Source organism: Kocuria tytonis (genome assembly GCF_003226895.2).
GTDB lineage: Bacteria > Actinomycetota > Actinomycetes > Actinomycetales > Micrococcaceae > Kocuria > Kocuria tytonis.
Window position 1 is genome coordinate 643,705 of record NZ_PNJG02000002.1, and the last position, 25,902, is coordinate 669,606.

Annotated in this window: 27 protein-coding genes; 23 read left to right on the forward strand and 4 right to left on the reverse strand. The window is 70.7% G+C overall.

The annotated features are described in order from the left end of the window. Positions 1-119: 119 nt before the first annotated feature. The 8 genes from C1C97_RS08830 to C1C97_RS08865 all read left to right on the forward strand — a co-directional run bounded on the left by C1C97_RS08830 (position 120) and on the right by C1C97_RS08865 (position 7,976). Positions 120-917, forward strand: coding sequence for a carbon-nitrogen hydrolase family protein (locus C1C97_RS08830; protein ID WP_121031290.1), 798 nt, complete (start codon positions 120-122; stop codon positions 915-917). Positions 918-978: 61 nt separating this feature from the next. Next, on the forward strand, positions 979-1,293 hold the full coding sequence (locus C1C97_RS08835) for a hypothetical protein (RefSeq protein ID WP_147406068.1): 315 nt from the start codon (positions 979-981) through the stop codon (positions 1,291-1,293). 193 nt (positions 1,294-1,486) lie between these two features. Further along, on the forward strand, positions 1,487-1,705 hold the full coding sequence (locus C1C97_RS08840; protein WP_121031294.1) for a hypothetical protein: 219 nt from the start codon (positions 1,487-1,489) through the stop codon (positions 1,703-1,705). A 225-nt stretch (positions 1,706-1,930) separates the two neighbouring features. Then, the gene (locus C1C97_RS08845) at positions 1,931-3,058 is read left to right on the forward strand and encodes a Gfo/Idh/MocA family protein (protein WP_121031296.1); all 1,128 of its coding nucleotides are present in this window, start codon (positions 1,931-1,933) and stop codon (positions 3,056-3,058) included. A 69-nt stretch (positions 3,059-3,127) separates the two neighbouring features. Further along, on the forward strand, positions 3,128-4,540 hold the full coding sequence (locus tag C1C97_RS08850; protein ID WP_121031298.1) for a TIGR01777 family oxidoreductase: 1,413 nt from the start codon (positions 3,128-3,130) through the stop codon (positions 4,538-4,540). A 207-nt stretch (positions 4,541-4,747) separates the two neighbouring features. Further along, on the forward strand, positions 4,748-6,292 hold the full coding sequence (locus C1C97_RS08855; RefSeq protein WP_110919405.1) for a hemolysin family protein: 1,545 nt from the start codon (positions 4,748-4,750) through the stop codon (positions 6,290-6,292). Beyond that, on the forward strand, positions 6,289-7,368 hold the full coding sequence (locus C1C97_RS08860; protein ID WP_121031299.1) for a hemolysin family protein: 1,080 nt from the start codon (positions 6,289-6,291) through the stop codon (positions 7,366-7,368). The genes C1C97_RS08855 and C1C97_RS08860 overlap by 4 nt, the downstream gene beginning before the upstream one ends. Next, positions 7,365-7,976 (forward strand): DUF3817 domain-containing protein, encoded by a 612-nt coding sequence (locus C1C97_RS08865; RefSeq protein WP_121031301.1) that lies wholly within the window; start codon positions 7,365-7,367, stop codon positions 7,974-7,976. Before C1C97_RS08860 ends, C1C97_RS08865 begins: the two co-directional genes overlap by 4 nt. A 102-nt stretch (positions 7,977-8,078) precedes the next feature. Here the strand turns inward: C1C97_RS08865 and C1C97_RS08870 are convergent, their stop codons facing one another. Continuing rightward, entirely contained in the window at positions 8,079-8,693 is a 615-nt protein-coding gene (locus C1C97_RS08870; protein ID WP_110919402.1) for a TetR/AcrR family transcriptional regulator, read from the reverse strand. 166 nt (positions 8,694-8,859) lie between these two features. Between C1C97_RS08870 and C1C97_RS08875 the strand changes: the two genes are divergently transcribed. Beyond that, positions 8,860-10,386 carry an MFS transporter gene (locus C1C97_RS08875; RefSeq protein WP_121031303.1) on the forward strand — a complete coding sequence of 509 codons (1,527 nt, stop codon included), beginning with the start codon at positions 8,860-8,862 and terminating at the stop codon, positions 10,384-10,386. A 23-nt stretch (positions 10,387-10,409) separates the two neighbouring features. Here C1C97_RS08875 and C1C97_RS12350 read toward each other — a convergent pair whose 3' ends face one another. After that, on the reverse strand, positions 10,410-10,586 hold the full coding sequence (locus tag C1C97_RS12350; protein WP_158591145.1) for a hypothetical protein: 177 nt from the start codon (positions 10,584-10,586) through the stop codon (positions 10,410-10,412). A gap of 313 nt (positions 10,587-10,899) precedes the next feature. Between C1C97_RS12350 and C1C97_RS08880 the strand changes: the two genes are divergently transcribed. From C1C97_RS08880 to C1C97_RS08920, 9 genes are all read left to right on the forward strand, one after another. Beyond that, positions 10,900-11,202, forward strand: a complete 303-nt coding sequence (locus C1C97_RS08880) for an urease subunit gamma (RefSeq protein ID WP_121031305.1) — start codon at positions 10,900-10,902, stop codon at positions 11,200-11,202. A 19-nt stretch (positions 11,203-11,221) separates the two neighbouring features. Further along, positions 11,222-11,653 (forward strand): urease subunit beta, encoded by a 432-nt coding sequence (locus C1C97_RS08885; protein ID WP_121031307.1) that lies wholly within the window; start codon positions 11,222-11,224, stop codon positions 11,651-11,653. A 69-nt stretch (positions 11,654-11,722) separates the two neighbouring features. Continuing rightward, the gene (ureC, locus tag C1C97_RS08890) at positions 11,723-13,438 is read left to right on the forward strand and encodes an urease subunit alpha (protein WP_121031309.1); all 1,716 of its coding nucleotides are present in this window, start codon (positions 11,723-11,725) and stop codon (positions 13,436-13,438) included. A gap of 147 nt (positions 13,439-13,585) precedes the next feature. Continuing rightward, a complete protein-coding gene (gene ureE, locus C1C97_RS08895) occupies positions 13,586-14,146 on the forward strand; it encodes an urease accessory protein UreE (protein ID WP_121031311.1) in 561 nt (186 codons plus the stop codon). A gap of 4 nt (positions 14,147-14,150) precedes the next feature. Beyond that, entirely contained in the window at positions 14,151-14,855 is a 705-nt protein-coding gene (locus C1C97_RS08900; protein ID WP_121031313.1) for an urease accessory protein UreF, read from the forward strand. Positions 14,856-15,007: 152 nt separating this feature from the next. After that, positions 15,008-15,619, forward strand: a complete 612-nt coding sequence (gene ureG, locus C1C97_RS08905) for an urease accessory protein UreG (RefSeq protein ID WP_121031315.1) — start codon at positions 15,008-15,010, stop codon at positions 15,617-15,619. Then, positions 15,612-16,631: an urease accessory protein UreD gene (locus C1C97_RS08910; protein ID WP_121031317.1), complete on the forward strand. Its 1,020-nt coding sequence runs from the start codon at positions 15,612-15,614 to the stop codon at positions 16,629-16,631. The genes ureG and C1C97_RS08910 overlap by 8 nt, the downstream gene beginning before the upstream one ends. 83 nt (positions 16,632-16,714) lie before the next feature. Continuing rightward, positions 16,715-17,857 carry a HoxN/HupN/NixA family nickel/cobalt transporter gene (locus C1C97_RS08915; RefSeq protein WP_121031319.1) on the forward strand — a complete coding sequence of 381 codons (1,143 nt, stop codon included), beginning with the start codon at positions 16,715-16,717 and terminating at the stop codon, positions 17,855-17,857. Continuing rightward, a complete protein-coding gene (locus C1C97_RS08920) occupies positions 17,857-18,789 on the forward strand; it encodes an urea transporter (RefSeq protein ID WP_121031321.1) in 933 nt (310 codons plus the stop codon). The genes C1C97_RS08915 and C1C97_RS08920 overlap by 1 nt, the downstream gene beginning before the upstream one ends. Here the strand turns inward: C1C97_RS08920 and C1C97_RS08925 are convergent. Next, positions 18,725-19,258: a hypothetical protein gene (locus C1C97_RS08925; RefSeq protein WP_121031323.1), complete on the reverse strand. Its 534-nt coding sequence runs from the start codon at positions 19,256-19,258 to the stop codon at positions 18,725-18,727. The two genes, C1C97_RS08920 and C1C97_RS08925, sit on opposite strands and share 65 nt — an antisense overlap. Positions 19,259-19,403: 145 nt before the next feature. Here C1C97_RS08925 and C1C97_RS08930 point away from each other — a divergent pair, with 145 nt between their 5' ends. Together C1C97_RS08930 and C1C97_RS08935 are read left to right on the forward strand one after the other, a co-directional pair. Continuing rightward, positions 19,404-20,774, forward strand: coding sequence for an NAD-dependent succinate-semialdehyde dehydrogenase (locus C1C97_RS08930; protein WP_121031325.1), 1,371 nt, complete (start codon positions 19,404-19,406; stop codon positions 20,772-20,774). A gap of 161 nt (positions 20,775-20,935) precedes the next feature. Continuing rightward, entirely contained in the window at positions 20,936-21,412 is a 477-nt protein-coding gene (locus C1C97_RS08935; RefSeq protein WP_121031327.1) for an ester cyclase, read from the forward strand. On the opposite strand, the gene C1C97_RS08940 is transcribed toward C1C97_RS08935, so the two are convergent. Next, the gene (locus tag C1C97_RS08940) at positions 21,400-22,344 is read right to left on the reverse strand and encodes a DMT family transporter (RefSeq protein WP_121031328.1); all 945 of its coding nucleotides are present in this window, start codon (positions 22,342-22,344) and stop codon (positions 21,400-21,402) included. The genes C1C97_RS08935 and C1C97_RS08940 overlap by 13 nt on opposite strands. 102 nt (positions 22,345-22,446) lie before the next feature. Here C1C97_RS08940 and C1C97_RS08945 point away from each other — a divergent pair, with 102 nt between their 5' ends. The 3 genes from C1C97_RS08945 (at position 22,447) to C1C97_RS08955 (ending at position 25,873) form a co-directional block, all read left to right on the forward strand. Continuing rightward, on the forward strand, positions 22,447-23,295 hold the full coding sequence (locus C1C97_RS08945) for a LysR family transcriptional regulator (RefSeq protein ID WP_121031330.1): 849 nt from the start codon (positions 22,447-22,449) through the stop codon (positions 23,293-23,295). 81 nt (positions 23,296-23,376) lie between these two features. After that, positions 23,377-23,901, forward strand: a complete 525-nt coding sequence (locus C1C97_RS08950; protein ID WP_121031332.1) for a mycothiol transferase — start codon at positions 23,377-23,379, stop codon at positions 23,899-23,901. A gap of 127 nt (positions 23,902-24,028) precedes the next feature. Continuing rightward, entirely contained in the window at positions 24,029-25,873 is a 1,845-nt protein-coding gene (locus tag C1C97_RS08955) for a M23 family metallopeptidase (RefSeq protein WP_121031334.1), read from the forward strand. The last annotated feature ends 29 nt before the right edge of the window (positions 25,874-25,902 follow it).

The window sequence follows — 25,902 nt, forward strand, 5'->3', positions numbered from 1 at the left end:
GTCGGGCTGCATCCCTCCCGCGGCCGGGCGCGTGCCGCCCGTACCGGGGCCGCGAGTGCGTTCCCGTCGCCGCGACGCGGTCTCACGACCCGGCGGTGTCGGCGTCTAGGGTGGCACCCATGCGCATCGCACTCGGTCAGCTGCTCAGCACCTACGACCCCGGGGAGAACCTGCGGGAGGTGGCGGACCTCGCACGCCGCGCGGGGGAGGACGGCGCGCAGCTGCTGGTGCTGCCCGAGGCCACGATGGTTGCGTTCGGGCGCAGCCTCAAGGGCGTGGCCGAGCCGCTGGACGGCCCGTGGGCCTCGGCCGTCTCCGAGCTCGCCCAGCAGCACTCGCTCGCGATCGTCGCGGGCATGTTCACACCGGGTGACGGCGACCGTGTGCGCAACACCGTGCTGATCGCCCTCCCGGACGGGACCGTGCGCGGCTACGACAAGATCCACCTCTACGACGCGTTCGGCTTCACGGAGTCCGACACCGTGGATCCGGGCGAGGAGCCCGTCACCTTCACCGTGGGGGACACCACCGTGGGCGTCGCCACCTGCTACGACATCCGCTTCCCCCGACTGTTCACCCGCCTGGCGCACGACGGCGCCACGGTCACCGTGGTCTGTGCGTCCTGGGGGGACGGACCGGGCAAGGCGGAGCAGTGGGAGCTGCTCGCCCGCGCCCGGGCACTGGACACCACCTCCTGGGTGGTGGCCGTGGGGCAGGCGAACCCCCTGGCCGCGGGGGAGGAGAACCCGGAGAAGGCGCCCCGCGGCGTCGGCCACAGCATCGTGGCGGCCCCGGACGGATCCGTGGTGACGTCCCTCGGGGACGCCCCGGACTACGCCGTGGTGGGCCTGGACATGGAACTCGTGGAGCGCACCCGCACGGCCATCCCGGTGCTGCGCAACGCGCGTGAGCTGTAGGCCGCGGAAGGTCGTGGACGACGTGGGCCCCGATGGCGGCGCGCATGCGGAAAAGTCAGCCATGAGTGATTTCGAGGCAAACCTCAGACGCGAAGTTGCGGAGCGCGGTGAGATGGACTGGGTCAGCATGGCCGAGCTGTGCGACATCGCCCGGTCCCTTGGTGCCGAAAACCCTCGACAGGCGGCCGTCGACTTCGCCGTGGCCGGAACGGACGAGGGCATTCTGGCCGTCGGGGAATACATCAACGGGAGATCGTTCGTGAGGTGGCCCGAACGCGGCGAATCCTTGCGTCACAAGATCCTGGCCGGACTGGCGAGCAGCCCCGCTGAGGACCCGCTGTGTGCGGAAATGTCCATCATGGTGGACCCGCTCTGAGCATCACTTGCTGATGGGGCTGCAGGTTCAGGAGAGAGAGGAAGACCCGAAGTCTGGCCGGATGGCCATGGGCACCACCGAGATCCGTCTCTAGGCTTGGGTGACTCGGGACGGGGTTGTCCGGACGACTGGAAGACCCTCGTGCCGCGGCGAGCCACTCTCGCCGGCAACCTACGAACGAGGTGAATCCATCGTGCAGATGATTCAGATCTTCTCATCCGACAGTCCGCTTCATCCCACGCTCAGGGAGGCCGTCCTCTCGTACGGTCCCACCGTGTTCGCGCTCGTGGTGGTCCTCGCGCTCCTGGGCTACGGCGCCCAAGCGGTGTGGAACAGGTTCGTGACGAAGAAGCTCGAATCCCGCGCAGCGAACCTGCGCGCCCACGGCCGCGGAGCGGGGCCCGCCCGGTGAGTGCGGTGCGCCCCGACTGCCGCGGCGGCGTCGTGCGGACCGCCCGCGCGGAGTCGGGTGCACCAGGGTGCCGCGCCGGGAGGGGCGCCGGGCGGGTGTGTGCGCGGTGGGTGAACGGGCACTGACACCGCTCGGGGCGCATGCCTACAGTGGTGGCAGAGCACGCCATGAGCCACTGACTCGTGAGCGTGACCCGTCATTCCCGACATGCCGGAGGTCAGAACCATGGTTGCCACCGTTTCTCACGACCGTCCCGTCCGTTTCGCGGTGGTGGGCGTCGGACAGATTTCCCAGCAGGCGTTCATCCCCGGTCTCAGCAGGATCGAGGACGCCGAACTCGCCGCCCTGGTGACCTCCAGCCCGGAGAAGGCGGAGGAGCTGGGCCAGGAGTTCGGCGTGGCCATCCACTCGTACGAGGAGTACCCCGCGCTGCTCGCGTCCGGCGACATCGACGCCGTGTACGTGGCCACCCCGGTGTTCCGGCACCGCGAGTTCGCGGAACCGGCGCTGAAGGCCGGGATCCACGTGCTGCTCGAGAAGCCCATGGAGACCTCCGTGGAGGACTGCCAGGCCATCATCGACGCCGCCGAGCAGAGCGGCGCCACCCTCATGGTGGCCTACCGGCTGCACCAGGAACCGGGCACCGTGGAGATGATCGAGAAGGTCCGGGACCAGAAGGTCATCGGCGACCCCCGGTACTTCTCCTCCGTGTTCTCCCAGGACATCACCGAGGAGAACCACCGCGGCCACTCCGGGTACTGGGGCGGGCCCATCCCGGACATGGGAACCTACCCGCAGAACATGGTGCGCAACCTCTTCCACGACGAGCCCGTGGAGGTCTACGCCAAGGGCGTGCGCACCCCGGGCCGCGGTTTCGACTTCGACGACACGGTGGCCGTGACCCTCACGTTCCCCGGAGAGCGGGTGGCCCAGTTCACCATCTCGTACGCCTCCGAGTCCGTGGAGCGCTTCACCGTGGCCGGCACGGAGGGAGAGATCTCCGCGGAGCCGTGCTTCGGGTTCGGCCCGGACACCGGCATCGAGTACACCCTCACCACGAGCGGGTCCTCCGAGAGCTTCGCCCACGATCCCGTGGAGCAGTTCGGCGGTCAGACCCAGTACTTCGTGGACTGCCTGCGCAGCGGGAAGGCCCCCGAGCCCACCGGTGAGGAGGGTCTGCTGGACGTGCGCGTGAACGAGGCGGTGCTGAAGTCCCTGGAGACGGGGGCGCCGGTGCAGCTGGAGCCGCGGCGTCGGGAGCGGATGGTGACCTCCGAGCAGGTGCGCCGCGTGACCCCGGCGGACGAGCCCGAGGACGAGCAGCTGGTGGACCAGGTCCCCCAGAACGGCTGACCCGCCCCTTCCCACCGGCCCGCGGGAACGCACCCACCACGCCCTGACGAACGAACGGACGGCAACGCCATGACGCACGAGTACATCCACGAGACCCGCCTGAGCCAACCGCGGGAGCAGGTGTTCGCGTGGCACGAGCGTCCCGGCGCGCTGCCCCGGCTGACCCCGCCGTTCGGTGGGGGCCCGGACCAGGTGCGCCAGGCGCCGTCGGACGGGATCGAGCCCGGCTCGGAGGCGGAGCTGGGGGTGTCCGTGCCGGGCACGTTCGGCATGGTGCACCTGCCGTGGACCGCCGAGCACGGGGAGTGGGACCCGCCGCACTACTTCACCGACCGCATGGCCAAGGGCCCGCTGGGGGAGTGGGAGCACCGGCACGTCTTCGAGGAGACGGAGTCCGGCGGCACCCTGATCCGCGACCGGGTGACCGTGCGTCCGCTGCCGCAGTGGGCGGGCAGGCTCAACGACCTGGGCGAGCGGGTCATGACTCCCCAGCTGAACCGGATCTTCGCGTACCGGGAGCGCCAGCTGAAGGCGGACCTCGCGTTCCACGACCAGCATGACGGCCCCCGGCTCACCCTGGCGGTGTCCGGGTCCTCCGGGCTGATCGGCTCGCAGGTGTGCGCGCTGCTCGAGACCGGGGGCCACACGGTCGTCCGGCTCGAGCGCGGCGGCTCCACCGGTGAGGGTGTCATCGGCTGGGACCCGGACAGGGGCCTGCTGAACCCGCGTGACCTGGAGGGGATCGACGTCGTGATCCACCTGGGCGGGGAGAGCATCGCCACGCGCTTCACGCCCGAGAAGAAGCGGGAGATCATGGACTCGCGCGTGGGCAGCACCAACCTGCTGGTGCGCGCACTGGGTCAGGTCCCCGCCGAGAAGCGTCCGCGTGCCCTCGTGGTGGCTTCCGCGATCGGCTACTACGGCACGGGCCGCGGGGACGAGGTGCTCACGGAGAACTCGTCCTCCGGGGACGGTTTCCTCGCCGAGGTGTGCCGCGAGTGGGAGCGCGCCGCCCACGGAGCCACCGCGTACGGGATGCGCGTGGTCAACGTCCGCACCGGTCTGGTGCTGTCCCCCACGGGCGGGCTGCTGAAGCCCCAGCTGCCGCTGATGCAGGCGGGCCTGTCCGGGCCCATGGGCGGCGGCGAGCAGTGGCAGAGCTGGATCGGGCTGGACGACATGGCCGGTGCGGTGGCGCACCTGGCCCTCACCGAGGATGCCGAGGGCCCCTTCAACGTGGCGGCGCCCCAGCCCGAACGGCAGAAGAACTTCGCCAGAACCGTGGCCGGTGTGCTGCACCGCCCCGCCGTGGTTCCCACGCCCCTGGCAGGCCCCAGGGCCGTCCTGGGGGCCCAGGCCACCGAGGAGCTCGTGGCGGCCAGCCACCGCGTGGACGTGGGCAAGCTGCTGGCCAGCGGCTACCGGTTCCGCAACGAGGACCTGCGCGGGTGCGCCCAGCACATCCTGGGGCGGGTGAGCTGACACGGGCCACGGTAGGACGGCGCGCATTCGGTATTCTGGGTACGTGACATCTCAACACAACCGGCCCGCGGCGTGCTTCGGTGCGCTCGCCTCGGCCGATGACAAGGAGTCGGACAGTCCGGGGCAGCGCAGCTGTTCCCCTGACTCCCGTTCGACCGGTTCCCCGTTCCCCCTCCGCGCGTCCGCGCCCCGCCACGGGGTGAGCTGGTGCTGACAGCCTGGCTCCTCCTTCTCGCCTTCGTCTTCCTGGTGCTGGCCAACGCACTGTTCGTCGCGGTGGAGTTCGCGTTCCTCACCGTGGACCGCCAGGCCGTGCAGCGCGCGGAACAGGCCGGTGACAAGCGTGCCGCGACCATCGAGGAGAGTCTGAAGAAGACCTCCACCAACCTGTCCGGCGCCCAGCTGGGCATCACCGTGACCAGCCTCATGACGGGTTTCCTCACCGGTCCCAGCCTGGGCACCCTCTTCACGGAGGGTCTCGGCTGGGCGGGTGTTCCCGACGCCGCCGCGGTGGGTATCGCGACCACCGTGGCTTTCATCGTGGCCACCTTCACCCAGATGGTCTTCAGTGAGCTCGTGCCCAAGAACTGGGCCATTGCGGATCCCATGCGGGTCACCCGCGCGGTGGTGCTGCCCCAGAAGTTCTTCATGGTGGTCTTCGGGTGGCTGGTGACCATGCTCAACAGCTCCGCGAACGTGGTGCTGCGCGGTCTGGGCTTCACCCCCACCGAGGACGTGGCCAACGCCCGCACCGCCGAGGAGCTCGCCTCCGTGGTGAGCCGCTCCGGACGCGAGGGCACCCTGGACGCGGGCACCGCCGAACTGGTGGCCCGCTCCATCGAGTTCGGTGACCGCACCGCCGCGGACGTCATGCGTCCCCGGCCCCGCGTGACCTTCCTGGACGCGGACGACACCGTGGAGCACATGCTGCTCACCGCGAGCGAGACCGGCCACTCCCGGTTCCCCGTCACGGGGGAGTCCGTGGACGACATCGTGGGCGTGGTGCACTACACCCACGCGCTCGCGGTCCCCTTCGACGAGCGCGCCGTGATGCGGGTCTCCGACGTGTGCGTGCCCGCGGACGTGGTCTCCGAGTCCATGACCCTGGACCCCCTCATGCGCCAGCTGCGCGTGAAGGGCCTGCAGCTGGCCGTGGTGGTGGACGAGTACGGCGGCACCGCCGGCATCGTCACCCTGGAGGACCTCATCGAGGAGATCGTGGGCGAGATCGACGACGAGCAGGACACCCGGGTGCAGCGCTTCCGCCGCACCCGTGACGGCGGCCTGGTGGTCTCCGGTCTGCTGCGCCCGGACGAACTGGGTGACGTGCTGCGCGTGGACATGCCCGAGGGCGAGGAGTCCGACACCCTGGGCGGTCTCATGGCCGAGGAGCTGGACCGCCTGCCGCGCGTGGGGGACACCCTCACGGTGGAGGCGGTGGACCACTACCACCGGGACGAGGACGACCTTCCCACCAAGGCGGAGATCCGCATGGACGTGATGCGCATGGACCAGCACAGGGTGGACCGCATCCTGGTGCACCGCGTGGGCGGCAATCCGGACGAGCGTGGCGGCTCGACGTCGTCCGTCTCCTGGCAGCCACCCGGGCGCCCGGATCCGCTGGGAGGCGAGAACCGCGAACCCGAGACCGCGGAGGAGTTCCGCCTGGCCCAGGGCGAGAACCGGGGAGCACCCGGGTTCCACCGTGACGAGGACGTGTCCGAGGAAGATCCCAGCGAGGAGCAGCGATGACCACGAGCACCGCCATCATCATCCTGGTCCTGCTGCTGATCGGGAACGCGTTCTTCGTGGCCAGCGAGTTCGCGGTGGTCTCCGCCCGCCGGGACCAGCTGGAACCCCTGGCCGCCGAGGGCTCCAGCTCCGCGAAGTACGCGCTCAAGGGCATCGAGAACGTGTCCACGTCCCTGGCCGCCACGCAGCTGGGCATCACGGCGTGCTCGCTGCTGATCGGTGCCGCGGGTGAGCCCGCGATCGCGCACCTGATCGAGGTGCCCATGCACTGGCTGGGCGTGCCCGAGGCGCTGATGCACCCGATCGCCCTGGCGATCGCCCTGCTGATCGTGACGTTCCTGCACATGATCCTGGGCGAGATGGTGCCCAAGAACATCGCGATCGCCGTGCCCAGCCGTGTGGCCCAGGTGCTGGGTCCCGTGCTGCACGGGTTCGTGGTGGTGTTCCGCCCGTTCATCTGGGTCATGAACGCCACGGCCAATCACCTGGTGCGCTGGCTGTTCAAGGTGGAGCCCAAGGACGAGGTGGCCTCCGCGTTCACCTCCGACGACGTCCGGGGGTTCGTGGCCGAGTCCGGGCGGGAGGGGCTGCTGGACAACGACGAGATCCGGTTGCTCACCGGCGCCCTGAACTTCGAGAACAAGACCGCCGCGGACGTGGCCCTGCCGCTGGCCGGGATGCGCACCGTGCCCTCGGACATCACCGTCTCGGGCGTGGAGCTGCTGTGCGCGGAGACCGGGTACTCGCGCTTCCCCGTGCGGGACAGCAACGAACGCCTCATGGGCTACGTCCACGCCAAGGACGTCCTGGGCCTGCCGGAGAGCGCCCGGGAACGCCCCATCCCCCCGGCCATCGTGCGCCACTTCGCGCGCGTGTCCCCGGAGGACAAGCTGCGCAAGGTCACCCGCACCATGCAGGCCAAGGGCGCGCACTTCGCGCTCCTGGGCGAGGTGGCCCGCGACTCCCGGACCTCGGACGAATCCGTGTTCATCGTGGCCCTGGAGGACGTCCTGGAAGAACTCGTGGGCGAGGTCCGCGACGCCACCAGCAAACCCGATCAGGAGAACGCCGCATGAGTCCCCGAAAGCTCTACCGCACCGCCGCCACCGCCGAGGCCGTCACCTGGGCGCTGCTGATCCTGGGCATGATCGCCAAGTACGGCCTCCACGCCGGGGACCTCCCGGTGCGGATCGGCGGCGGCATCCACGGCTTCGTGTTCCTGAGCTACTGCGTGTCCACCGTGGTGGTGTGGACGGACCGCCGCTGGCCCGCGGCCACCGGTCTGGTGGGGCTGCTGCTCTCGATCGTCCCGTTCGCCACGGTGCCCTTCGAGCGGCACGTGGAGCGCCGCGGCCTGCTCGCGGACACCTGGCGCGTGGCACCGGCGGGACGTGCGGCAGGCACGGGCGACGACGCCGCACGCCCGGCTGCGTCCGCCATGTCACCGCGCAGCGGTGCGACCTCCGCAGATTCGGAGCGGACCGTGAGGACGGCGGGCACGGCGGCGTCGGCCCCGGCCGGCGCTGCCGTGCCCGGGCGCGAACCGGCACGCACCCCCGCGGAGAAGCTGCTGGCCGTGATCCTGCGCTGGCCCGTGCTCTCCGGTCTGACCCTCCTGGTGTTCGTGGTGCTGCTGTTCGCCGTGCTGCTCACGGTGGGCCCGCCCACCCAGTGGTTCGACTGATCGCAGGGGCGGCGTCGCTCGATCCAAGCATGCAACCTCCGGGGAAGGGCGACGCCGTGGTGCTCGGCTGAGGGCACGCCTTTGTTCTCGGCGGACTTCCGGTCAGGACGCGGTCGCGGGGGTGAACCCGTGGCCGCGTTCGCACGTGCGGGAGGCCGGAGCGGCGTCGTCGGGAGCGGTGCGGTGCAGCCGGTCCACTGCGTCAAGGAGTCGCGCGAGAACCTCCTGCTTCTCCGACTCACCGTCGGGCAGCAGACCCATGGAGGCCTGCTGGTAGAGGCCGTCCCCCATGGCCTGGACGGCGGTGGCGATCACCGGATCCTGCACGTCCTCGAGCACGGCGCGGTACCAGCCGTCCGCCACACGCTCGCAGGTCGCGCGCGCGCCGGGCTCGCGGGCCTGCACCAGGCGGAACGCGACACCCAGGCTGCGGTCCAGGGGGCTGTCCTCGTAGAGGGAGGTGGCCAGGAACTCGCGGGCGGCACCATGGGGTGACGCCGTCAGGCGCGCCAGGTCCGCAGCGGCCAGCTCCTCGCAACGGGCGAGAGCGGCGTCGACGAGGGCCTGCCGGTGGGGGAAGTGGTAGAGCAGCCCGCCCTTGGAGACCCCCGCCCTGGCGGCCACGGCGTCCAGTGTTGCGGAGCGCAGGCCCTCCGCGAGCACGAGGTGCTCGAAGGCGGTGAGGAGCTTCTCGCGGGCTACGGGTTTGCGGGACATGACAAGAGCGGACCTCACGGGTGACGGGAATCATTGCGGATCGTGCGGAGTCAACTGTACCGTCTGGACGGTAAACACTCACGAGGCGCTCCGCACGCGGGGCTCGGTACGACGGTGTACGGCTCGTGTCGCCGCCCATCCGCAGCTCTCATCCCAGGAGGTCCCCGTGTCCGTGGTGCTCGACCACAAGCGCAAGGCAGGTGCTCGCCAGTGGATTGCGCTCGGTGTGCTCATGCTCCCCGTGCTGCTGGTCACCGTGAACAACACCGCCCTGAGCTTCGCCCTGCCCGCCATCTCCCAGGGGCTGCAGCCCACCGCGGCGCAGCTGCTCTGGATCGTGGACGTGTACCCCCTGATGCTCGCTGCGCTGCTGATTCCCATGGGCAGCCTGGGGGACCGGGCGGGGCGCCGGAAGATGCTCATGATCGGCTCCTCCGGGTTCGGTCTGGTCTCGCTGTTCGCGGCCTTCGCGCCCACCGCCGAGTGGCTGCTCGCGGCCCGTGTGGGGATCGCCGTGTTCGGCTCCATGCTGCTGCCCACCACCCTCTCGCTGCTGCGCACCGTGTTCCGCGACGACCGGCAGCGCAGCCTGGCCATCGCCATCTGGACCGCGGGTTTCAGCGCCGGGGCGGCGCTGGGGCCCATTGCGGGCGGGTTCCTGCTCAACCACTTCTGGTGGGGTTCCGTGTTCCTGCTGGCCGTGCCGGTGCTGCTCGCGTTCCTGATCGCCGCACCCCTGGTGCTGCCCGAGTCCAAGGACCCCAACCCGGGTTCCGTGGATCCCCTGTCCATCGTGCTGGCCGTGCTGACCATGGCGCCCGTGGTCTACGGGATCAAGACGCTGGCCACCAGCGGCTCCCCCCTGGAAAGCGCACTGCTCATCGTGGTGGGTGCGGTGTGCGGGGTGCTGTTCGCCCGGCGGCAGGTGGCCAAGGGCTACCCCATGCTGGACCTGCGGTTCTTCCGCAGCCCCCGCTTCTCGGGCGGTCTGGCCGTGAACACGGTGTCCAACGTGGCGCTGTTCGGCTTCCTGTTCTTCTTCACGCAGTACCTGCAGCTGGTCAACGGGCGGGACCCCATGAGCTCGGGTCTGCTGATGGTCCCCGGCCTGGTGCTGTCCATCCTGGCCGGTCTCGGGGCGGAGCGGATCGCGCGGTTCGCCGGGCTGCGCACCGCGGTGGTCTTCGGGCTCGTCCTGGTGGCCGTCGGCTTCTTCGTCGTGGCGTTCACGGACCAGCAGGTCTCGGAGGTGCCCGTGCTCGTGGGCTTCACGCTGATGGGTGCGGGTACCGGCCTGGCCACCACGCTGTCCACGGACCTGGTGGTCTCCTCGGTGCCCGAGGCGAAGGCCGGGGCGGCGTCGGCGGTGTCCGAGACCGGGTACGAGGTGGGCGCCGTGCTCGGCACCGCGGTGCTGGGCGGACTGACCACCGCGTTCTACCAGGCTCACCTGGACCTGCCCGCCGGTGTCCCGGCGGACGGTGCCCAGGCCGCCCGGGAGACCCTGGGCGGTGCCTTCGACGTCGCCGCGGGATCGCCCCTGGGCGCAGCCATCGCCGACGCCGCCACGGCCGCCTTCTGCTCCGGCATGCAGCTGACGTCGCTGATCGGTGGCGTGCTGGTCACCGCGGTGGCAGTGATCCTGGTCCGGGTGCTGCGCGGGGACCGGCGGGTGCGGCGCGCGGAGGGCTGACCGCGCCGGTAGGGCAGTCGGCATCACTCCTGCTGAATTCTCCTGCGCGCCCAGAACAGCGTGATGCAGAACGCGGAGAGCACGGCGAACGCCAGGAGAACGCCGATTCCCCTGGCCACGAAGACGGTCAGGAGAAGAGCGATGACCACGGCCAGCCAGGAGCCAGCGATGGCGAGAACTGCGGTTCGGTGCTGGGTCATCCGGGATGCACTCCTTGGGGTTCCGGCGGCGGGCAGTGCGCCGTGGCTGGGTCGTACTGCCCGCGGCCCGGCCTGGTTCACTCCGCTCGGTCCGCCGGGTGGTTCCGGCGATCGCGAGTACCCGGGCCACGCTAGCAAGGTGAGGCGGGGATCGGGCTGCGGGTGGGTGGGGAACGACTTCCGCAGCGGTTGTCTTCCATTGCAGCAGGTCAGAGGGTATACACAGGTTAACTAACTACTGTCCGGAGTCGTGGAGTGCCCAGCCACCCCACGTCGGCACACGGAACGAGCGGATCAAGCGGAGGGACCAGGCATGCATCTGCAGCCCAAGGATCAGGAGAAGCTTCTGGTGGTGGTCGCCGCCGATCTCGCGCGCCGACGCCAGGCGCGGGGGCTCAAGCTGAACTACCCCGAGGCGATCGCCATCATCACGTACGAGCTCCTGGAGGGCGCGCGTGACGGCCGCACCGTGGCGGACCTGATGAGCTGGGGGAGCACCATCCTCACCCGGGACGACGTCATGGAGGGTGTCCCGGAGATGATCCCGGACGTCCAGGTGGAAGCCACGTTCCCGGACGGCACCAAGCTCGTGACCGTTCACGACCCCATCCGCTGACACCCCGCGAGGAGCACCCATGACACCCGGAGAGTACGTTCTGGCGGACGCCCCCGTCGTCTGCAACGAGGGCCGCGAGGCCATCACCCTGGAGGTCCTCAACCGCGGGGACCGCCCCGTGCAGGTGGGCTCGCACTTCCACTTCGCGGAGGCCAACCGCGCCCTGCGGTTCGACCGCGACAAAGCCGTGGGGCACCGCCTGGACATTCCCGCCGGCACAGCGGTGCGGCTGGAGCCAGGGGACTCCACCACGGTGCGTCTGATCCCCCTGGGCGGGGACCGCATCGTCCACGGGTTCCGCGACCTCATGGACGGTCCCCTGGACGCCCACGAGCCGGCCTCCCTGGACGACGACGCCGCGACCGTCACCCCCGCACGTCACCGTTCCGCCGCGGGGGACGCCCCGGAGCCGCTGCGCGAGCGCGAGGGCTTCTCCAACGAGACCCGCTGAGCCCGCCCGGCCCACGGGACGGCACGACGTCGACCACCACGCTGAACACGCCAGACAAGAAGGTCAACCATGAGCTTTGAGATGAGCAGGGACCAGTACGCGAGCCTGTACGGGCCCACCACCGGGGACGCCGTGCGCCTGGCGGACACCGAACTCTTCGCACGCGTCGAGAAGGACCTCACGACTCCCGGTGAGGAGGCCGTGTTCGGTGGCGGCAAGGTGGTCCGGGACGGCATGGGTCAGAACGGCCAGCTGGTGCGGGACGTGGGGATCCCGGACCTGGTGATCACCAACGTGGTGATCATCGACTGGACGGGGATCTACAAGGCGGACGTGGCCGTGCGCGACGGTCACATCCTGAAGATCGGCAAGGCCGGCAACCCCCACATCATGAACGGCGTGGACATCGTGATCGGCGTGGCCACGGACGTGGTCGCCGGTGAGGGCAAGATCCTCACGGCGGGCGGGATCGACTCCCACATCCACTTCATCAGCCCGGACCAGATCGAGACCGCGCTGGTCTCCGGCATCACCACCATGATCGGCGGCGGCACGGGGCCCAGTGAGTCCTCGAAGGCCACCACCATCACCCCCGGTGAGTGGAACATCCACAACATGCTGCGCTCCTTCGAGGAGTTCCCCATGAACTTCGGGCTGCTCGGCAAGGGCCACGGCTCGTCCATCTCGCCCATGGCGGAGCAGATCCGGGCCGGGGCGATCGGGCTGAAGATTCATGAGGACTGGGGCGCCACGCCGTCGTCCATCAACACGTCCCTGCAGGTGGCGGACGAGTACGACGTCCAGGTGGCCATTCACACGGACACCCTGAACGAGGCGGGCTTCGTGGAGGACACCCGCGCGGCGATCGCCGGGCGCGTGATCCACACGTTCCACACCGAGGGCGCGGGCGGCGGTCACGCCCCGGACATCATCGAGCTGGCGCAGGACCCCAACATCCTCCCGGCGTCCACCAACCCCACGCTGCCGTACACGCGCAACACCATCGAGGAGCACCTGGACATGCTCATGGTGTGCCACCACCTCAACCCGGACATCCCGGAGGACGTGGCGTTCGCGGACTCGCGCATCCGCAAGGAGACCATTGCCGCGGAGGACGTGCTGCAGGACATGGGCATCTTCTCCATGACCTCCTCGGACTCGCAGGCCATGGGCCGCGTGGGCGAGGTGGTGCTGCGCACGTGGCAGGTGGCGGACTCCATGAAGCGCCAGCGCGGCGCCCTGCCCGAGGACGAGGGCACGGGCGGCGACAACCACCGCATCAAGCGCTTCATCTCCAAGTACACGATCAACCCCGCGATCGCCCACGGCGTCTCCCACGCGGTGGGTTCCGTGGAGGAGGGCAAGTTCGCGGACCTCGTGCTGTGGGAGCCCAAGTTCTTCGGGGTGAAGCCGGACCTGATCATCAAGGGCGGCCAGATGGTCCACGGCGTGATGGGCGATCCGAACGCATCCATCCCTACACCGCAGCCCCGCTGGTACCGCAAGGCGTTCGGCGCCTACGGCAAGGCGGCCGCCCGCTCCTCCATCACGTTCATGTCCCAGGCCTCCATCCGGGCCGGGGTGCCCCGCTCGCTCGGTCTGGAGAAGGTGGTCCGCGAGTGCAGGAACATCCGCTCCCTGACCAAGGCGGACATGAAGTTCAACGGCGAGACCCCGCAGCTGCGCGTGGACCCGGAGACGTACGAGGTGCGCGTGGACGGCACGCCCGTCAGCTGCGAGCCCCGCACCGAGCTGCCCATGGCGCAGCGCTACTTCATGTTCTGACGTCGCCCCCGGCTCCGTGCCCGGGCCCCGGTCACGACGACGCCGCACGGCCCGGTCCGCGCGCCCGTTCCGTTCGCATCCGTCGGGGCCCGGCTGCGGAGCCCCGCACCACGTCCCCCAACACCTGACAGCAAAGGGAGAGCACCCGTGATCGTCACCGAGATCCTGGGCAACATCCACGAGGAGAGCGGCCGCGAGCTGGTGGCCGGGCGCCACGTGGAGAGGGTGGTGCTGCCCAGCACCGAGCTCGTGAAGCGCATCCAGCGCCTCACCACGGACCACGACCGTGAGATCGGTCTCCGCCTGCCCGCCGGGGCGCCGGACCTGAAGGACGGGGACGTCGTCGCCGTCGAGGACGCGGCTCAGGACGGGACCGGGGAGAGCCACGGCCACGGGGCCGCGAACCACGACCACGCGGAGCACCCCGGCGGGGGGCGGGGCAACGCCGTGGTGGTGCAGGTGCTCCCCACGGACGTGCTGGTGATCGGCGCCCGCTCCATCGTGGAGATGGCGTTCGTGGCGCACAGCCTGGGCAACCGGCACCTGCAGGCGCAGTTCTTCGGGGCGGACAGCGAGTACGGGGCCGAGGTGATGGTGGTGCAGTACGACCACACGGTGCAGGACTTCCTGGACCACCACGGGGTGCCGTACTCCCGCCAGGAACGGATCATGCCCGTGCCGTTCCGCCACGCCGAGCACACGCACTGATCCGGTGACGGACCCGAGCCTGAGCGGGATCCTGGGGCTGATGCAGCTCACGGACTCCGCCCTGCCCACCGGCGCTTTCAGCCACTCCATGGGCTTCGAGACGTACATGGCCGCGGAGCAGCTGGAGGATGAGGCGAGCTTCGCCGCGTGGCTGGAGATGTTCGTGGACCAGCAGCTCACGTACACGGACACCCTGGCCATCCGGCTGGTGTACGCCGCCACGGACTTCGAGCGGATCGAGGACCTGGACGAGCTCGTCACCGCGCAGGCCCTGCCCCGCCAGATCCGCGAGAGCGGGATGACCATGGGCCGGCGGCTGCTGAGCATCGGGGCCCGCAGCTACCCCGGCGAGTGGGTGCGGCGCTACCAGCAGGGCGTCGCGGAGGAGCGCATGCACGGCCACCAGGCCACCGTGTGGGGCGTGCTCGCCCGTGGCCTGGACGTCCCCGAGGACACTGCCGTGGCCTCCCACGTGTACGCCACGGTGATCTCCCTGACGCAGAACGCGGTGCGCGGCATCCCGCTGGGCCAGAACACGGGCCAGGCGGTGATCCGGGAGGCGCAGGACTGGGTGGACCGCGCCGTCGTGACCTCGCGGGAACTGGTGGCGCAGGGGATCGCCGAGGAGGTCCTCGGCGCCGTGGCCCCCGGCCTGGAGATCGCCCAGATGAACCACGAACGGCAGCGGGCCAGGCTCTTCATGAGCTGAGGCCCACGACGCCGCCGCGCGGCCAGACCGGGCGCACCGGGCCCGGTCACCCGGGAGCCGCAGGAACGCACGAACCGCGCGGCCGCAGGGGCCGGTGGAACGCACAAGACATCACGAGAACGAGAACCACCACGAGCAGCAGGAGGAACAGCATGGACCCCGTCATCATCGGTGTGGGAGGCCCCGTGGGAGCGGGCAAGACGCAGCTGGTGGAGCGCCTGACGCGCGCCATGAGCCACGAGATCTCCATGGCCGCGATCACCAACGACATCTACACGATCGAGGACGCCAAGATCCTGGCGCGCAATTCGGTGCTGCCGGAGGAGCGGATCATCGGCCTGGAGACCGGCGGCTGCCCGCACACCGCCATCCGCGAGGACACCTCCATGAACGAGGCCGCGATCGAGCAGCTCAAGAAGCGCTTCCCGGACCTGCAGGTGATCTTCGTGGAGTCCGGCGGGGACAACCTCTCCGCCACGTTCAGCCCCGAGCTGGTGGACTTCTCCATCTACGTGATCGACGTGGCCCAGGGCGAGAAGATCCCCCGCAAGGCCGGGCAGGGCATGATCAAGTCGGACCTGTTCATCATCAACAAGACGGACCTGGCTCCCCACGTGGGCGCGGACCTGGGCGTGATGGCGGAGGACTCCAAGGTGTTCCGCAAGGACAAGCCCTTCGCGTTCACCAACCTCAAGACGGACGAGGGGCTCGAGCGCGTCCAGGAGTGGCTCCGCAACGACGTCCTGATGCTCGACCTTGCCTGAGACGCCCGCCACCGCCGGCACCACGACGCCGCCCGCCGGCACTGCGGCGTCGTCGTCCTCCCCGTCGTGGGCGGGGCAGCTGCGGCTGACCGTGGCCGAGCGAACGGGGCGGTCCTACGCTGCGCGGCAGTACCACGAGGGTGCCCTGCGCGTGCTGCGACCGCACTACCTGGACCGCTCCGGGCAGGTCACGTACACGGTGATCAACCCCGGGGGCGCGTACTTCGGCGCGGACGCCTACCTGCTGGACGTGGCCGTGGACCGGGACGCGTCCCTCGCGCTGACCACGCAGTCCGCGACCAAGGTGTACCGCACCCCGCAGGGCCCGGCGTCCCAGGAGATGACCGTGCGGCTGGGACCCGGCAGCGTGCTCGAGTACGTGCCGGACCAGCTGATCGTGTACCGGGGAGGGTCCTACATCCAGCGCACGCGCGTGGACATGGATCCCACGGCGTCCCTGGTGCTGGCGGAGATCGTCACGCCCGGGTGGTCCCCGTCCGGGGAGTCCTTCGCGTACGACGAGCTGCGGATGCGCACCGAGGTGCGGGTGACGCCACCGCGTCCGGAACCGCCGGAGGCAGAGGCGTCGGCGGGTGCTGCGGAGCCGACCGACGGACCGCGCGAGGGCGACACCCCGACGTCGTCAGACCATGACCCCGCCGCCCGCCCGCGGCGCCTCGTGGTGGACCAGCTGCGGATCCGTCCCGGTGCCCACGGGGACATGACCGGGGTGGGGTTCATGGAGGGCTTCAGCCACACGGGCCAGCTGGTGATCGCTGACGCGCGCCTCACGGACGAGGTCTACGAGGGCCTGACCGAGCTCGTGGATACCTCCACCACCCACTCGGGCATCACCCGCGCCGGGGTGGGTGAACCGTACGGCGTGCGGTGCGTGTGCGTGCGCTCCCTGGCGCACTCCACCGAGGACATCGCCGCCCTGCACCGCGCCGTGGTGAACCTGCTGCGGCAGCGGTGGCGCGCGCAGCCGCCGCTGCGGCTGCGCAAGTACTGACGGCGTCGCCCGGCCGCCCGTCCCCGTGTGACCCGTGGGCCCCTGAAGACCACCGAACCGAACCGACCGCCCCGAGGAGAACCGTGTCCGCTTCCCATCCCACGCTCTACCGCCGCTACGTGGCGGAGCGGGCCCACCTGCCGCTGCGCGTCCGGGTGGGTCTCACCCTCTCCGCGGTGGCCGCCCTGCACCTGCTCGCCGCGGGTCTGCTGGCGACGGCGCTCGCCCCCGGCGCCGAGCCACTCGCCCTGGGCGTGGTGCTCACCGCGTACGCCGCTGGCATGAAGCACAGCTACGACTGGGACCACATCTCCGCGATCGACAACTCCACGCGCAAGTTCGTGTCCGAGGGCATGAACCCGGCGAGCGTGGGCTTCGCGTTCAGCCTGGGCCACTCCCTGGTGGTGACCATTGCCGGGGTCATGGTGGTGGCCGGTGCGCAGTTCGTGCACGGCGCGTTCGAGGAGGGCAGCTCCGCGAACCACGTGCTCGGGCTGATCGGTGCGGGGGTCTCCGGGGTGTACCTGCTGGTGCTCGGGCTCTACAACGCGAGCATCTCGGTGGGTCTGGTGCGCCGGGCATCCCGGGGTGCGTCCGCCGGCCAGGGCCACCAGCACGGTCTGGACGGCAACTGGGGGCTCGTCTCCCGGCTGCTGCGCAAGCCCCTCCAGCGGGTGCGGCAGCCCCGGGACATCTTCGTGCTCGGCTTCCTGTTCGGCCTGGGCTTCGACACCGCCACCACCATCGGGCTGCTGCTGCTCACGGTCACCGCGTCCCTCGCGGGGGTGCCGGCGCTCGCGCTGATCGGGCTGCCCGTGGCGTTCACCGCCGCCATGACCCTGTGCGACACCCTCAACGGGCTCGGGATGATGAAGCTCTACTCCACGGCGCTGACCGAGACCGGCACCCGGATGCGGTTCAACGCCACCGTCACCATGATCTCCGCGGTCTCCGCGCTGTTCATCGCCAGCATCACCCTCGGCGGTTTCCTGCACGACCTCCTGGGCCTGGAGGATCCGCTCACTGCAGCGCTCGCGGAGATCGACCTGGGTCAGGCCGGGCTGCTGCTGATCGCGGTCTTCGCGCTGGTGTGGCTGTGGTTCTGGCGCGCGGCGCGCCCGGGTGCGGGGGCGACGTCGCCCGCGGGCTCCGCGACGCCGGGGAACGGCCCGGGGGAGTCCCGTTCGGGGAGCGCGCCCGTGAACAGGCCGGGGGCGGAGTCCTGATGGAGGTTCTCCGGGCGGTCGGAACCGTGCTGCGGGGCGTCTCGCAGATCTTCTTCATCGACAATGTGTGGTCGGGTGCGCTCATCGTGCTGGCCGTGGGGTGGGTGCATCCGTGGATCGCCGTGGCCGTGGTGCTCGGGGCCCTCGCGCAGACCCTGGGGGCGTGGGCGCTGCTGGGGCGGGAGAGCGTGCGCACCGGGATGATGGGCTACAACGGCGCCCTGGTGGGCGCCGCGGCGGCCGCCGCGCTGAACCATCCCGTCCCCGCTCTGCTCATGGCCGTGGTGGGCGCGCTCGCGTGCGTTCCCGTGCACGGGATGCTGCAGCGGCTGTTCGGCTCCCGCACCGTGGGGTGGGCGGCACTGCCGGTGGCCACGGCTCCGTTCTGCCTGGTGGCAGGGGTGCTGTTCGACCTGGTGCTTCCCCTGGTCGGCTCGGGAACCCCGACCACGGGTTCCGGGGTTCCGGGCGTGGCGCTGGGTGCCCTCAACAGCTTCTCGGAGGTCGTGCTCGCGGACGGGGCGGTGCCCGGAGCGCTGATCGTGATCGCGCTGTTCGTGGGCGGGATCCGGATCGGCCTGTTCGGGCTGCTGGGCAGCCTGGTGGCGCTGGCGGGTGCGCTGCTGGCCGGCGACGGCGTGGTGCAGGCCTCCTCGGGTCTGCTCGGCTACTCGGCCGTGCTGGTCTCGATCGCCCTGGGCGCCGTGGTGTGGAACGACCGGCCGCTGTGGGCCCGGATCACCGGTGCCGTGGTGGGCGTGGCGCTGACCATGGTGCTGCAGCCCCTGCTCGCGGTGCTGCCCGTGCCGGTGTACACGTGGCCGTTCCTGCTGAGCATGTGGCTGCTGATGCTGGTGGTCGCCGCGGTCACCCGGACACGGCGTGCAGCCGGAGGTACGCCCAGGCGGACGGCAGTCGCGCCAATCCCATGACGGTGAACACGAGGAGACCGCCGATGGGAGGGATCCAGCTCAGGTCCGGTCGCACGAGCGCGCCGCACGCGATGCCCGCCACGAGGAACGGGAACGTCATGGCCATCAGGATTCTGTCGTAGGACATGCGCGCGGCCGTCACCCGGACGGCGGGGTCCGAGGGCAGCGACCGGTGTGTCCTCGCGGAGACGATGGCGTTCTGCCACCGCGTCTGGTCCACGTGGGGGTCCGTCCTGGGCAGACCCCGGGACGCAAGTGTGACGGCCCCGAACATCACGAGCAGCGCACCGACGATGATTCCCAGGGCCCACCAGTCGCGTCCGGTCTCCCGGGGCACGAACCATGCGAGGAGCGGGACTCCCACGAGTTCGAGGACGCAGGCCGGGAGAGCGCGAAGGACGGCTCCGCGCGGACCGGGGATCGCGGCGTCGTGGCCGGCGGCGTCGTGGACTGTCCCCGAGGTGGTCATGGGCTCAATCTAGAGGAACGCATACCCGGGGCGGGACACGGCCCGAAGCCCGAGGTCCGGGAATCTTCCCCCGCGGGCCTTCGTTAACCCGGGTGAGGACATGCTCGATCGTCCGAGAAGAGAATCCGAGACAGAAGGAGACCTCATGGCCTACCGCACAGAGAATCCAGCCACCGGAGTCGTCGAGCAGGAGTTCACCTCCGCAACGGACGCGGACGTCGCCAGCGCCGTCGAGCGCGCGGACGCCGCCTTCACCTCGTGGCGGAACACCCCCGCCGAGCAGCGCGCCGCCGCGGTGGCCGCCGTGGCGGACGCGTTCCAGGAGCGCGGGGACGAGCTCGCCCGTGTGATCAGCACCGAGATGGGCAAGCCGTTCAAGCAGGCGCAGGGCGAGGTGGCCCTGTCCTCCGCGATCTACCGCTGGTACGCGGACAACGGCCCCGCGCTGCTGAAGGAGGAGACCCTGGACGTGGGCGATGACGCCAAGTCCGTGGTGGTCACCGAGCCCGTGGGCGTCCTGATGGGCGTCATGCCCTGGAACTTCCCGCAGTACCAGGTGGCCCGTTTCGCGGCACCGAACCTCGTGCTGGGCAACACCGTGCTGCTCAAGCACGCCTCCATCTGCGCCCGCACGGGTGAGCTGATCGAGGAGATCATGCACGCCGCGGGCATCCCCGAGGACGCGTACATCAACCTGTTCGCGAGCACGGACCAGATCACGGACATCGTCGCGGACCCGCGCGTGCGCGGCGTCTCCCTGACCGGCAGCGAGGGCGCGGGCAAGGCCGTGGCCCTCACGGCCGCCGAGAACCTGAAGAAGAGCGTGCTCGAGCTGGGCGGTTCCGACCCGCTGATCGTGCTGGACGACGTCGATGTGGCCAAGACCGCCAAGACGGTCGCCATCACCCGCATGCGCAACGCGGGCCAGGCCTGCAACTCGCCCAAGCGCATCCTGGTGCCCTCCGGGATGTTCGACGAGTTCGTGCAGACGGTCGTGCAGACCGTCGAGGGCATGACGGTGGGGGATCCCCTGGCCGAGGACACCAAGATCGGCCCGCTGTCCTCCACGGAGGGCCGCGACGACGCCGTGGCCCAGGTGGAGCGCGCCGTGGCGCAGGGCGCCACCCTGCACACCGGCGGCAAGGCCTTGGACAAGGACGGTGCCTGGATGGCCCCGGCGGTCCTCACCGGTGTCACCAGCGAGATGGACGCCTACAAGGAGGAGATCTTCGGCCCCGTGGCCGTGGTCTACTCCTACGACTCGGTGGACGAGGCCGTGGAGATCGCCAACGACTCCCCGTTCGGTCTGTCCGGCTCCGTGTGGGGCCAGGACACCGCGAAGGCGGAGGAGGTCGCGCGCCGGCTCCAGGTGGGCATGACCTACGTCAACGAGCACGGCACCACCATGCCGGGCCTGCCCTTCGGCGGCGTGCGCCGCTCCGGCTACGGCCGTGAGCTGGGCCGCTGGGGCTTCGACGAGTTCTCCAACACCAAGCTGGTGCGCGTGGCCGGCTGACGCCGCACGCTCCACCACACGGGTGCCCGGGGATGCCGTCATGACGGCGCCCCGGGCACCCCTGCCTCCGGGCACGTTCGTCCCCGGACGACGTCGCCCCGTCGGCGCGCACCACACCACCAGTTCTCGCGGGGCCCGGCCCCGCTCGGAAAGGAGTCACCATGACGGATCCCCAGAACCTCACCGACCAGGAACGGGCCAACCTGGACCTGGCCAAGGAATACATGCGCATCGCCTACACCCCGGGGGAGGCCAGTGGCGACGCCGTGACCCACCTGTGCGCGCCGGACAACCGCTTCGTGGGACCCACCACGTTCCCCGGCACCGAGACGCTGGAGCAGTACGCGGACGTCCATGGCGAGCTGATGACCAAGCTGGACGACCTGCACTTCGTGAGCTTCGACGTGGAGTTCGTCAAGGACGACCGCGTGGCCCTGCGCTACACCGCCCAGGGAACCCACAAGGGCGCCCCGCACGGTGACATCCAGCCCACCGGCAGGCAGGCCACCTGGACGGCGTGCGCGCTGTTCCGGGTGGAGAACGGCGAGCTCGTGGAGTTCGTCAAGGAGTGGAACAAGCTGCCCATGTGGGAGCAGCTCGGGTGGCCCGTGGAGGAGTGCCTGACCTACAGCGACTGATGGCTCGTGGGCGCCCCGTGCGTCCGCGGAGCTGCGGCGGGGCCGCGGTCGGTGCCTGGCGCGCCGGCCGCGGCCCCGCGGCGTCGTCGGCTCCGCTCGAAGACGAACAGCGCGCAGATCACCACGGCCATGCCCACGAGCGTGACGGTGTGGAGGGACTGGCCCCGCACCATGCGGTCCAGCACTGCGGTCACGGCGGGGACCAGGAACTGCACGCCGGTCACGGTGACCACGTCCACGCGGCGCACCAGCCAGTACAGCAGCCCGGTGGCCAGGACGCCGATCATCGCGCCCAGCCACAGCACGGGGAGCGCGGTGCCCAGGCTGAGGGCAGGAAGTTGCGGGCGCAGGACGAGCGTGGCGAGCAAGAACGCCGGAATGCCCATGCTGCACTGCACGGCGATGTTCGCCACCACGCCCACCCTGTGGATCCGGGACTGGGAGATGGTCGCGGCGGGCAGCGTCACGAGCGCCCCGGCCGCGGCGGCCACACCCCACGGCGTGGAGTCCGTGCCCGTGAACTCGGGGGAGCACGCCAGGGCCAGACCGCCGAGGCCCAGCAGGATGCCCGCCCAGGCCAGGACGCCGCGCTGGCCGATGACGACCGCCGTCAGCAGCGGCTGGCACGCCACCACCAGCGACAGCAGTCCGGGGGCGATCCCCGCCGCGATCGAGCCGAAGAAGAACGCCTGGTACAGCACGTGCATCAGCAGTCCCGTGCCGAGGACGGCCGTCCACTCGCGCGGCGAGCGCGGCAGCGGGGAGCGCACGAGCCGGCACAGCGCCCACGCGATCCCCGCGGTGACCAGTGCGCGGAGCAGCAGGAACAGTTCCGCGTCCATGTGGCTCAGCCCGATGGCCGTGGCCACCGCGCCGCTGGACCACACCAGCAGGAAGGCTCCCAGGGCTGCCGCGTTGCGGGTGCTGGTCATGGTGGTGTCCTCCGGGCAGGGTCGCTGGTGCTCACCCCAGCCTCACGCGCACGGGCGGGCCACGGGAAGACCCACCCGTGCACACCGCTACACGCTGAGCGCATGACCCTGGAACTGCGGCACGTGCGGATGTTCGCGGTGCTGGCCGCGGCGTCGTCGTTGTGGAACGCCGCACGGGAGCTTGGGGTCACCCAGCCCACGGCCTCCCGCATGCTGCGGGAGATCGAGACGGCGGTGGGCGTGTGGCTCGTGACGCGCGGGCCGCACGGTGCGGTGCTGACGGCCCGCGGCGAGGCCTTCGCGCAACGGTGCGAGGACGTGCTGCGCGGTTTCGACGCCCTGGTGGACCCCGGGCGCTGGGAGCCGTGGTCCGTCACGGTGGCCTACGAGTGGGCGGGGTCGGACGCCGCGGTCTCGGGGGCCGTGCGCGCGTGGAGCACCGCCCATCCCGACGGCGCGTGCCGCCTCACGCAGCTCGCCGCGCCCGACGTCGCCGTGGCCCGGGGCACCGCGGACGTCGCCGTCGTGCGCGGCCCGGTGTCGGCCCCGGGCGTGCGGAACCGGGTCCTGCACCGCGAGGAGCGGGCGGTGGTGTTCTCGCGGGACAGCGTGCTGAGCGACGTGCCCCGGGTGGCGCCGGGGGATCTCGCGGGACTGCACGCGGTGGTGAACCCGCACGGTGGAACCACCACGGCCGAGTGGCTCGCCCACATCGGGCCCGTGGAGGTCGTCCCGGTGCGCGGGGTGGACGAGTGGATCGTCGCGATCGCCGCAGACCCGCGCCGGTTCGGGATCACCCCGGCATCCACCATGCGGTACTACAACCACCCTGCACTGGTGGTGCGTCCGAGCGCCGGGTTGGAGCCGGTGCCGGTGCACCTGGTCTGGCGGGACGGCGAGTGTTCCCCGGCGGTCACGGAGTTCGTACGGCTGGTGCAGGAGAACGCGTGATGTCACACCCTTCCCGGTGCTCGTCCCCGGTCGTACTGTGGGGGTGAGACCTGCCGGGACAACAGCGCGGAACGGGGAGAGATGAGTGCTCAGGATCTGATGGCGGACGCGGTGAAGCGACCGGTGGAGGCGGCCGAGGGCGCGCTCGAGGGCGTCTCGGCGGACACGCTGAACCACATGCCCCAGGGCACCCGCAACTCGATGGCGTGGCTCGTGTGGCATGCCGCGCGGCAGCAGGACGCCCAGATCGCCCAGCTGTGCGGGGCGGAGCAGGTGTGGACCGCGGAGGGCTGGTGCAACACCTTCGACCTGGACCGCTCGTGCGACGACTTCGGGTTCGGGGACGGCCCCGAGGACGTGGCGCGGGTGCGGGTCTCGGATCCGGGCATGCTGCTCGGGTACCTCCGCGCCGTCGCGTGCGCCACAGGAGAGTACCTGCGCGTTCTGGACGACGCCGCGCTCGACGAGGTCATCGACGACTCCTGGGACCCGCCCGTCACGCGCGGGATGCGCATCGTGTCCACCATCGACGACGCCGCCCAGCACGTCGGGCAGGCCGCGTACGTGCGGGGACTGGTCGAGGACGGCTGGACCGGCCGGTACTGAAACTCGGCCCGGTGTCGCATTCATGAAACAACATGAACACCGGGAATTCACCTAGACTGGGTGTACTGACTGTCGGCCCGCGGGCTCACGGCGCCGAAGTCCACCCCCGGAAGACACGGTCGTACCCATGACACGTTCACGCGCACGCTCCTCCACCGCCAGGAAACCGTCCATGGCCCTGGTGGCCTTCGCGTCCTTCTCCGTGCTCATGGCGGGGAGCGTGGGCCTGAGCAACGGCACCGAGACCGCGCCCTGGCAGCCCGCCATGGCGCATGATCCTCAGGGGCCGCAGCGCCCGGCGCCGTCCGGTCACGGCACCGCCGCGGACGACGCCGCACGGCCGGCTCGACCGTCCCTCTTCGCCTCGACACCCGATCACGCAGCCATCGAATCGGCCAAGGACGCTTCCCTCGTCACCCTGGGCAGGACCGCCTCGAGGGCGGACGGGGACCCCGGCGGACACGGAGCCGCCGGGCACGGAGTGAGCGGTCACGGAACCGGCGGGCCCGGAACGAGCGGATCGACGGTTTCTCCGGTGACCACGGCGGAGCACGCCCCGCCCATCTTCAAGGGTGAGCTGCCGGTCAACACCCTGATCGCTCCCGCGCAGCCCGTGATCGTGCTGAAGGGCGGGGAGTTCGGCTGGCGGACGGCCCCGGACACCGGGCAGCACGAACTCCACAACGGCACGGACATCTCCGCGCCGGAGGGCTCGCCCGTGGTGGCCGCACTGGACGGCACCGTGACCGCCATCTTCTGGGACGTGTGGGGCGGCAACCGCGTGGAGGTCTCCCATGCCAACGGCATGAAGACCACCTACAACCACATGAGCAAGGTCATGGTGAAGGTGGGGGACTCCCTCAAGGCCTCCGAGCAGCTCGGCGCCGTGGGTCACACGGGCATGCGCGTGACCGGTCCGCACCTGCACTTCGAGACGTGGGTGAAAGGCCAGGTGGTGGACGCCCAGTCCTTCGACTGGAAGTCCGGCGAGGACGTCATCCCCGCTTCCCGCCCGGCCTATTCCGTGGAGGACAAGGCCGGCACCCAGCAGCCCCCGTTGGCGCCGGGTGCGAAACCGGGCACGGACCTCGGGCCCGCGCCTGCCAAGGCCCCGGAGAGGGCCCGCGACGAGATCGTGGCGCTGAGCCGGCAGACGGCGCCCGCCAAGGACACGTCGAAAGCGGGCAAGGCGTCCACCGGCAAGACCGCGGAGCGCAAGGGCCAGGCCTCGGCATCCGGGAAAGACGCGAAGGGCTCACCGTCCCCGAGCGCTGGCACGAAGCGTCCCGGGGGGTCTGCGGGCAAGCCGGTGGCCGGCACACCCGGGAAGTCGACGGACAAGAAGCGGAACACCGGGTCCGGAAACGCCGGGGGTGGCAAGGGGACGCCGGGCACAGGTTCCGGAACGCCCGGGGGACCCAAGGGCAAGCCTGTGACCACGCCGACCACGCCCCCCGTCAAGGTGCCCGTCACGCAGCCGAATCCCACGCCGTCGAAGCCCGCGCCCGGCATGCCTGGCCCGGACAAGCCTGTCCCCACGAAGCCCGCGCCCACAAAGCCTGCCCCCACGAAGCCCACGCCCCCTGTGATCGATCCGGTGACAGCGCCCATCACCGACCTGACGACCATGACTCAGCTCCAGCAGCGCACCCGGGCCACCGTGGGTGCGCACCTGAGCCTGAAGCCCGAGGTCCAGGGGAAGGCGTACGTCAAGGGCTCACCGCTGAACATGGAGCTGCAGGCCCTGGTGACGCGGTCCGCGGCCCTCAAGCTGTCCCCGACTGACCCTTTCATCGCTCAGCTGACGAAGGCCCAGCAAGCGGTGGGGGCGGCGTCGGCCAAATCTGGGGACGCGAAGCTCGCGGCCAACGCCAACGCCACCGCCCAGTTGCAGGAGCTGCAGCGGTTGGTTCTTGCCGCGCCGGCCGTTCCGGGGCCCGCGGTTCCGGGACCGGCGGTGCCGGGAAAATAACCGCGCTCCCGGAATTCCGCCCCGGTGGC

What these genes read in the sequence shown, in the direction of transcription:
- C1C97_RS08880 (WP_121031305.1), top strand. Translation starts at nt 10,900, where the DNA reads ATGCATCTGCAGCCCAAGGATCAGGAGAAGCTTCTGGTGGTGGTCGCC.
- C1C97_RS12350 (WP_158591145.1), bottom strand. Translation starts at nt 10,586, where the DNA reads ATGACCCAGCACCGAACCGCAGTTCTCGCCATCGCTGGCTCCTGGCTG.
- C1C97_RS08850 (WP_121031298.1), top strand. Translation starts at nt 3,128, where the DNA reads ATGACGCACGAGTACATCCACGAGACCCGCCTGAGCCAACCGCGGGAG.
- C1C97_RS08870 (WP_110919402.1), bottom strand. Translation starts at nt 8,693, where the DNA reads ATGTCCCGCAAACCCGTAGCCCGCGAGAAGCTCCTCACCGCCTTCGAG.
- C1C97_RS08925 (WP_121031323.1), bottom strand. Translation starts at nt 19,258, where the DNA reads ATGACCACCTCGGGGACAGTCCACGACGCCGCCGGCCACGACGCCGCG.
- C1C97_RS08935 (WP_121031327.1), top strand. Translation starts at nt 20,936, where the DNA reads ATGACGGATCCCCAGAACCTCACCGACCAGGAACGGGCCAACCTGGAC.
- C1C97_RS08860 (WP_121031299.1), top strand. Translation starts at nt 6,289, where the DNA reads ATGACCACGAGCACCGCCATCATCATCCTGGTCCTGCTGCTGATCGGG.
- C1C97_RS08845 (WP_121031296.1), top strand. Translation starts at nt 1,931, where the DNA reads ATGGTTGCCACCGTTTCTCACGACCGTCCCGTCCGTTTCGCGGTGGTG.
- ureC (WP_121031309.1), top strand. Translation starts at nt 11,723, where the DNA reads ATGAGCTTTGAGATGAGCAGGGACCAGTACGCGAGCCTGTACGGGCCC.
- C1C97_RS08950 (WP_121031332.1), top strand. Translation starts at nt 23,377, where the DNA reads ATGAGTGCTCAGGATCTGATGGCGGACGCGGTGAAGCGACCGGTGGAG.
- C1C97_RS08930 (WP_121031325.1), top strand. Translation starts at nt 19,404, where the DNA reads ATGGCCTACCGCACAGAGAATCCAGCCACCGGAGTCGTCGAGCAGGAG.
- C1C97_RS08920 (WP_121031321.1), top strand. Translation starts at nt 17,857, where the DNA reads ATGGAGGTTCTCCGGGCGGTCGGAACCGTGCTGCGGGGCGTCTCGCAG.
- C1C97_RS08865 (WP_121031301.1), top strand. Translation starts at nt 7,365, where the DNA reads ATGAGTCCCCGAAAGCTCTACCGCACCGCCGCCACCGCCGAGGCCGTC.
- C1C97_RS08945 (WP_121031330.1), top strand. Translation starts at nt 22,447, where the DNA reads ATGACCCTGGAACTGCGGCACGTGCGGATGTTCGCGGTGCTGGCCGCG.
- C1C97_RS08955 (WP_121031334.1), top strand. Translation starts at nt 24,029, where the DNA reads ATGACACGTTCACGCGCACGCTCCTCCACCGCCAGGAAACCGTCCATG.
- ureG (WP_121031315.1), top strand. Translation starts at nt 15,008, where the DNA reads ATGGACCCCGTCATCATCGGTGTGGGAGGCCCCGTGGGAGCGGGCAAG.
- C1C97_RS08835 (WP_147406068.1), top strand. Translation starts at nt 979, where the DNA reads ATGAGTGATTTCGAGGCAAACCTCAGACGCGAAGTTGCGGAGCGCGGT.
- C1C97_RS08830 (WP_121031290.1), top strand. Translation starts at nt 120, where the DNA reads ATGCGCATCGCACTCGGTCAGCTGCTCAGCACCTACGACCCCGGGGAG.
- C1C97_RS08885 (WP_121031307.1), top strand. Translation starts at nt 11,222, where the DNA reads ATGACACCCGGAGAGTACGTTCTGGCGGACGCCCCCGTCGTCTGCAAC.
- C1C97_RS08940 (WP_121031328.1), bottom strand. Translation starts at nt 22,344, where the DNA reads ATGACCAGCACCCGCAACGCGGCAGCCCTGGGAGCCTTCCTGCTGGTG.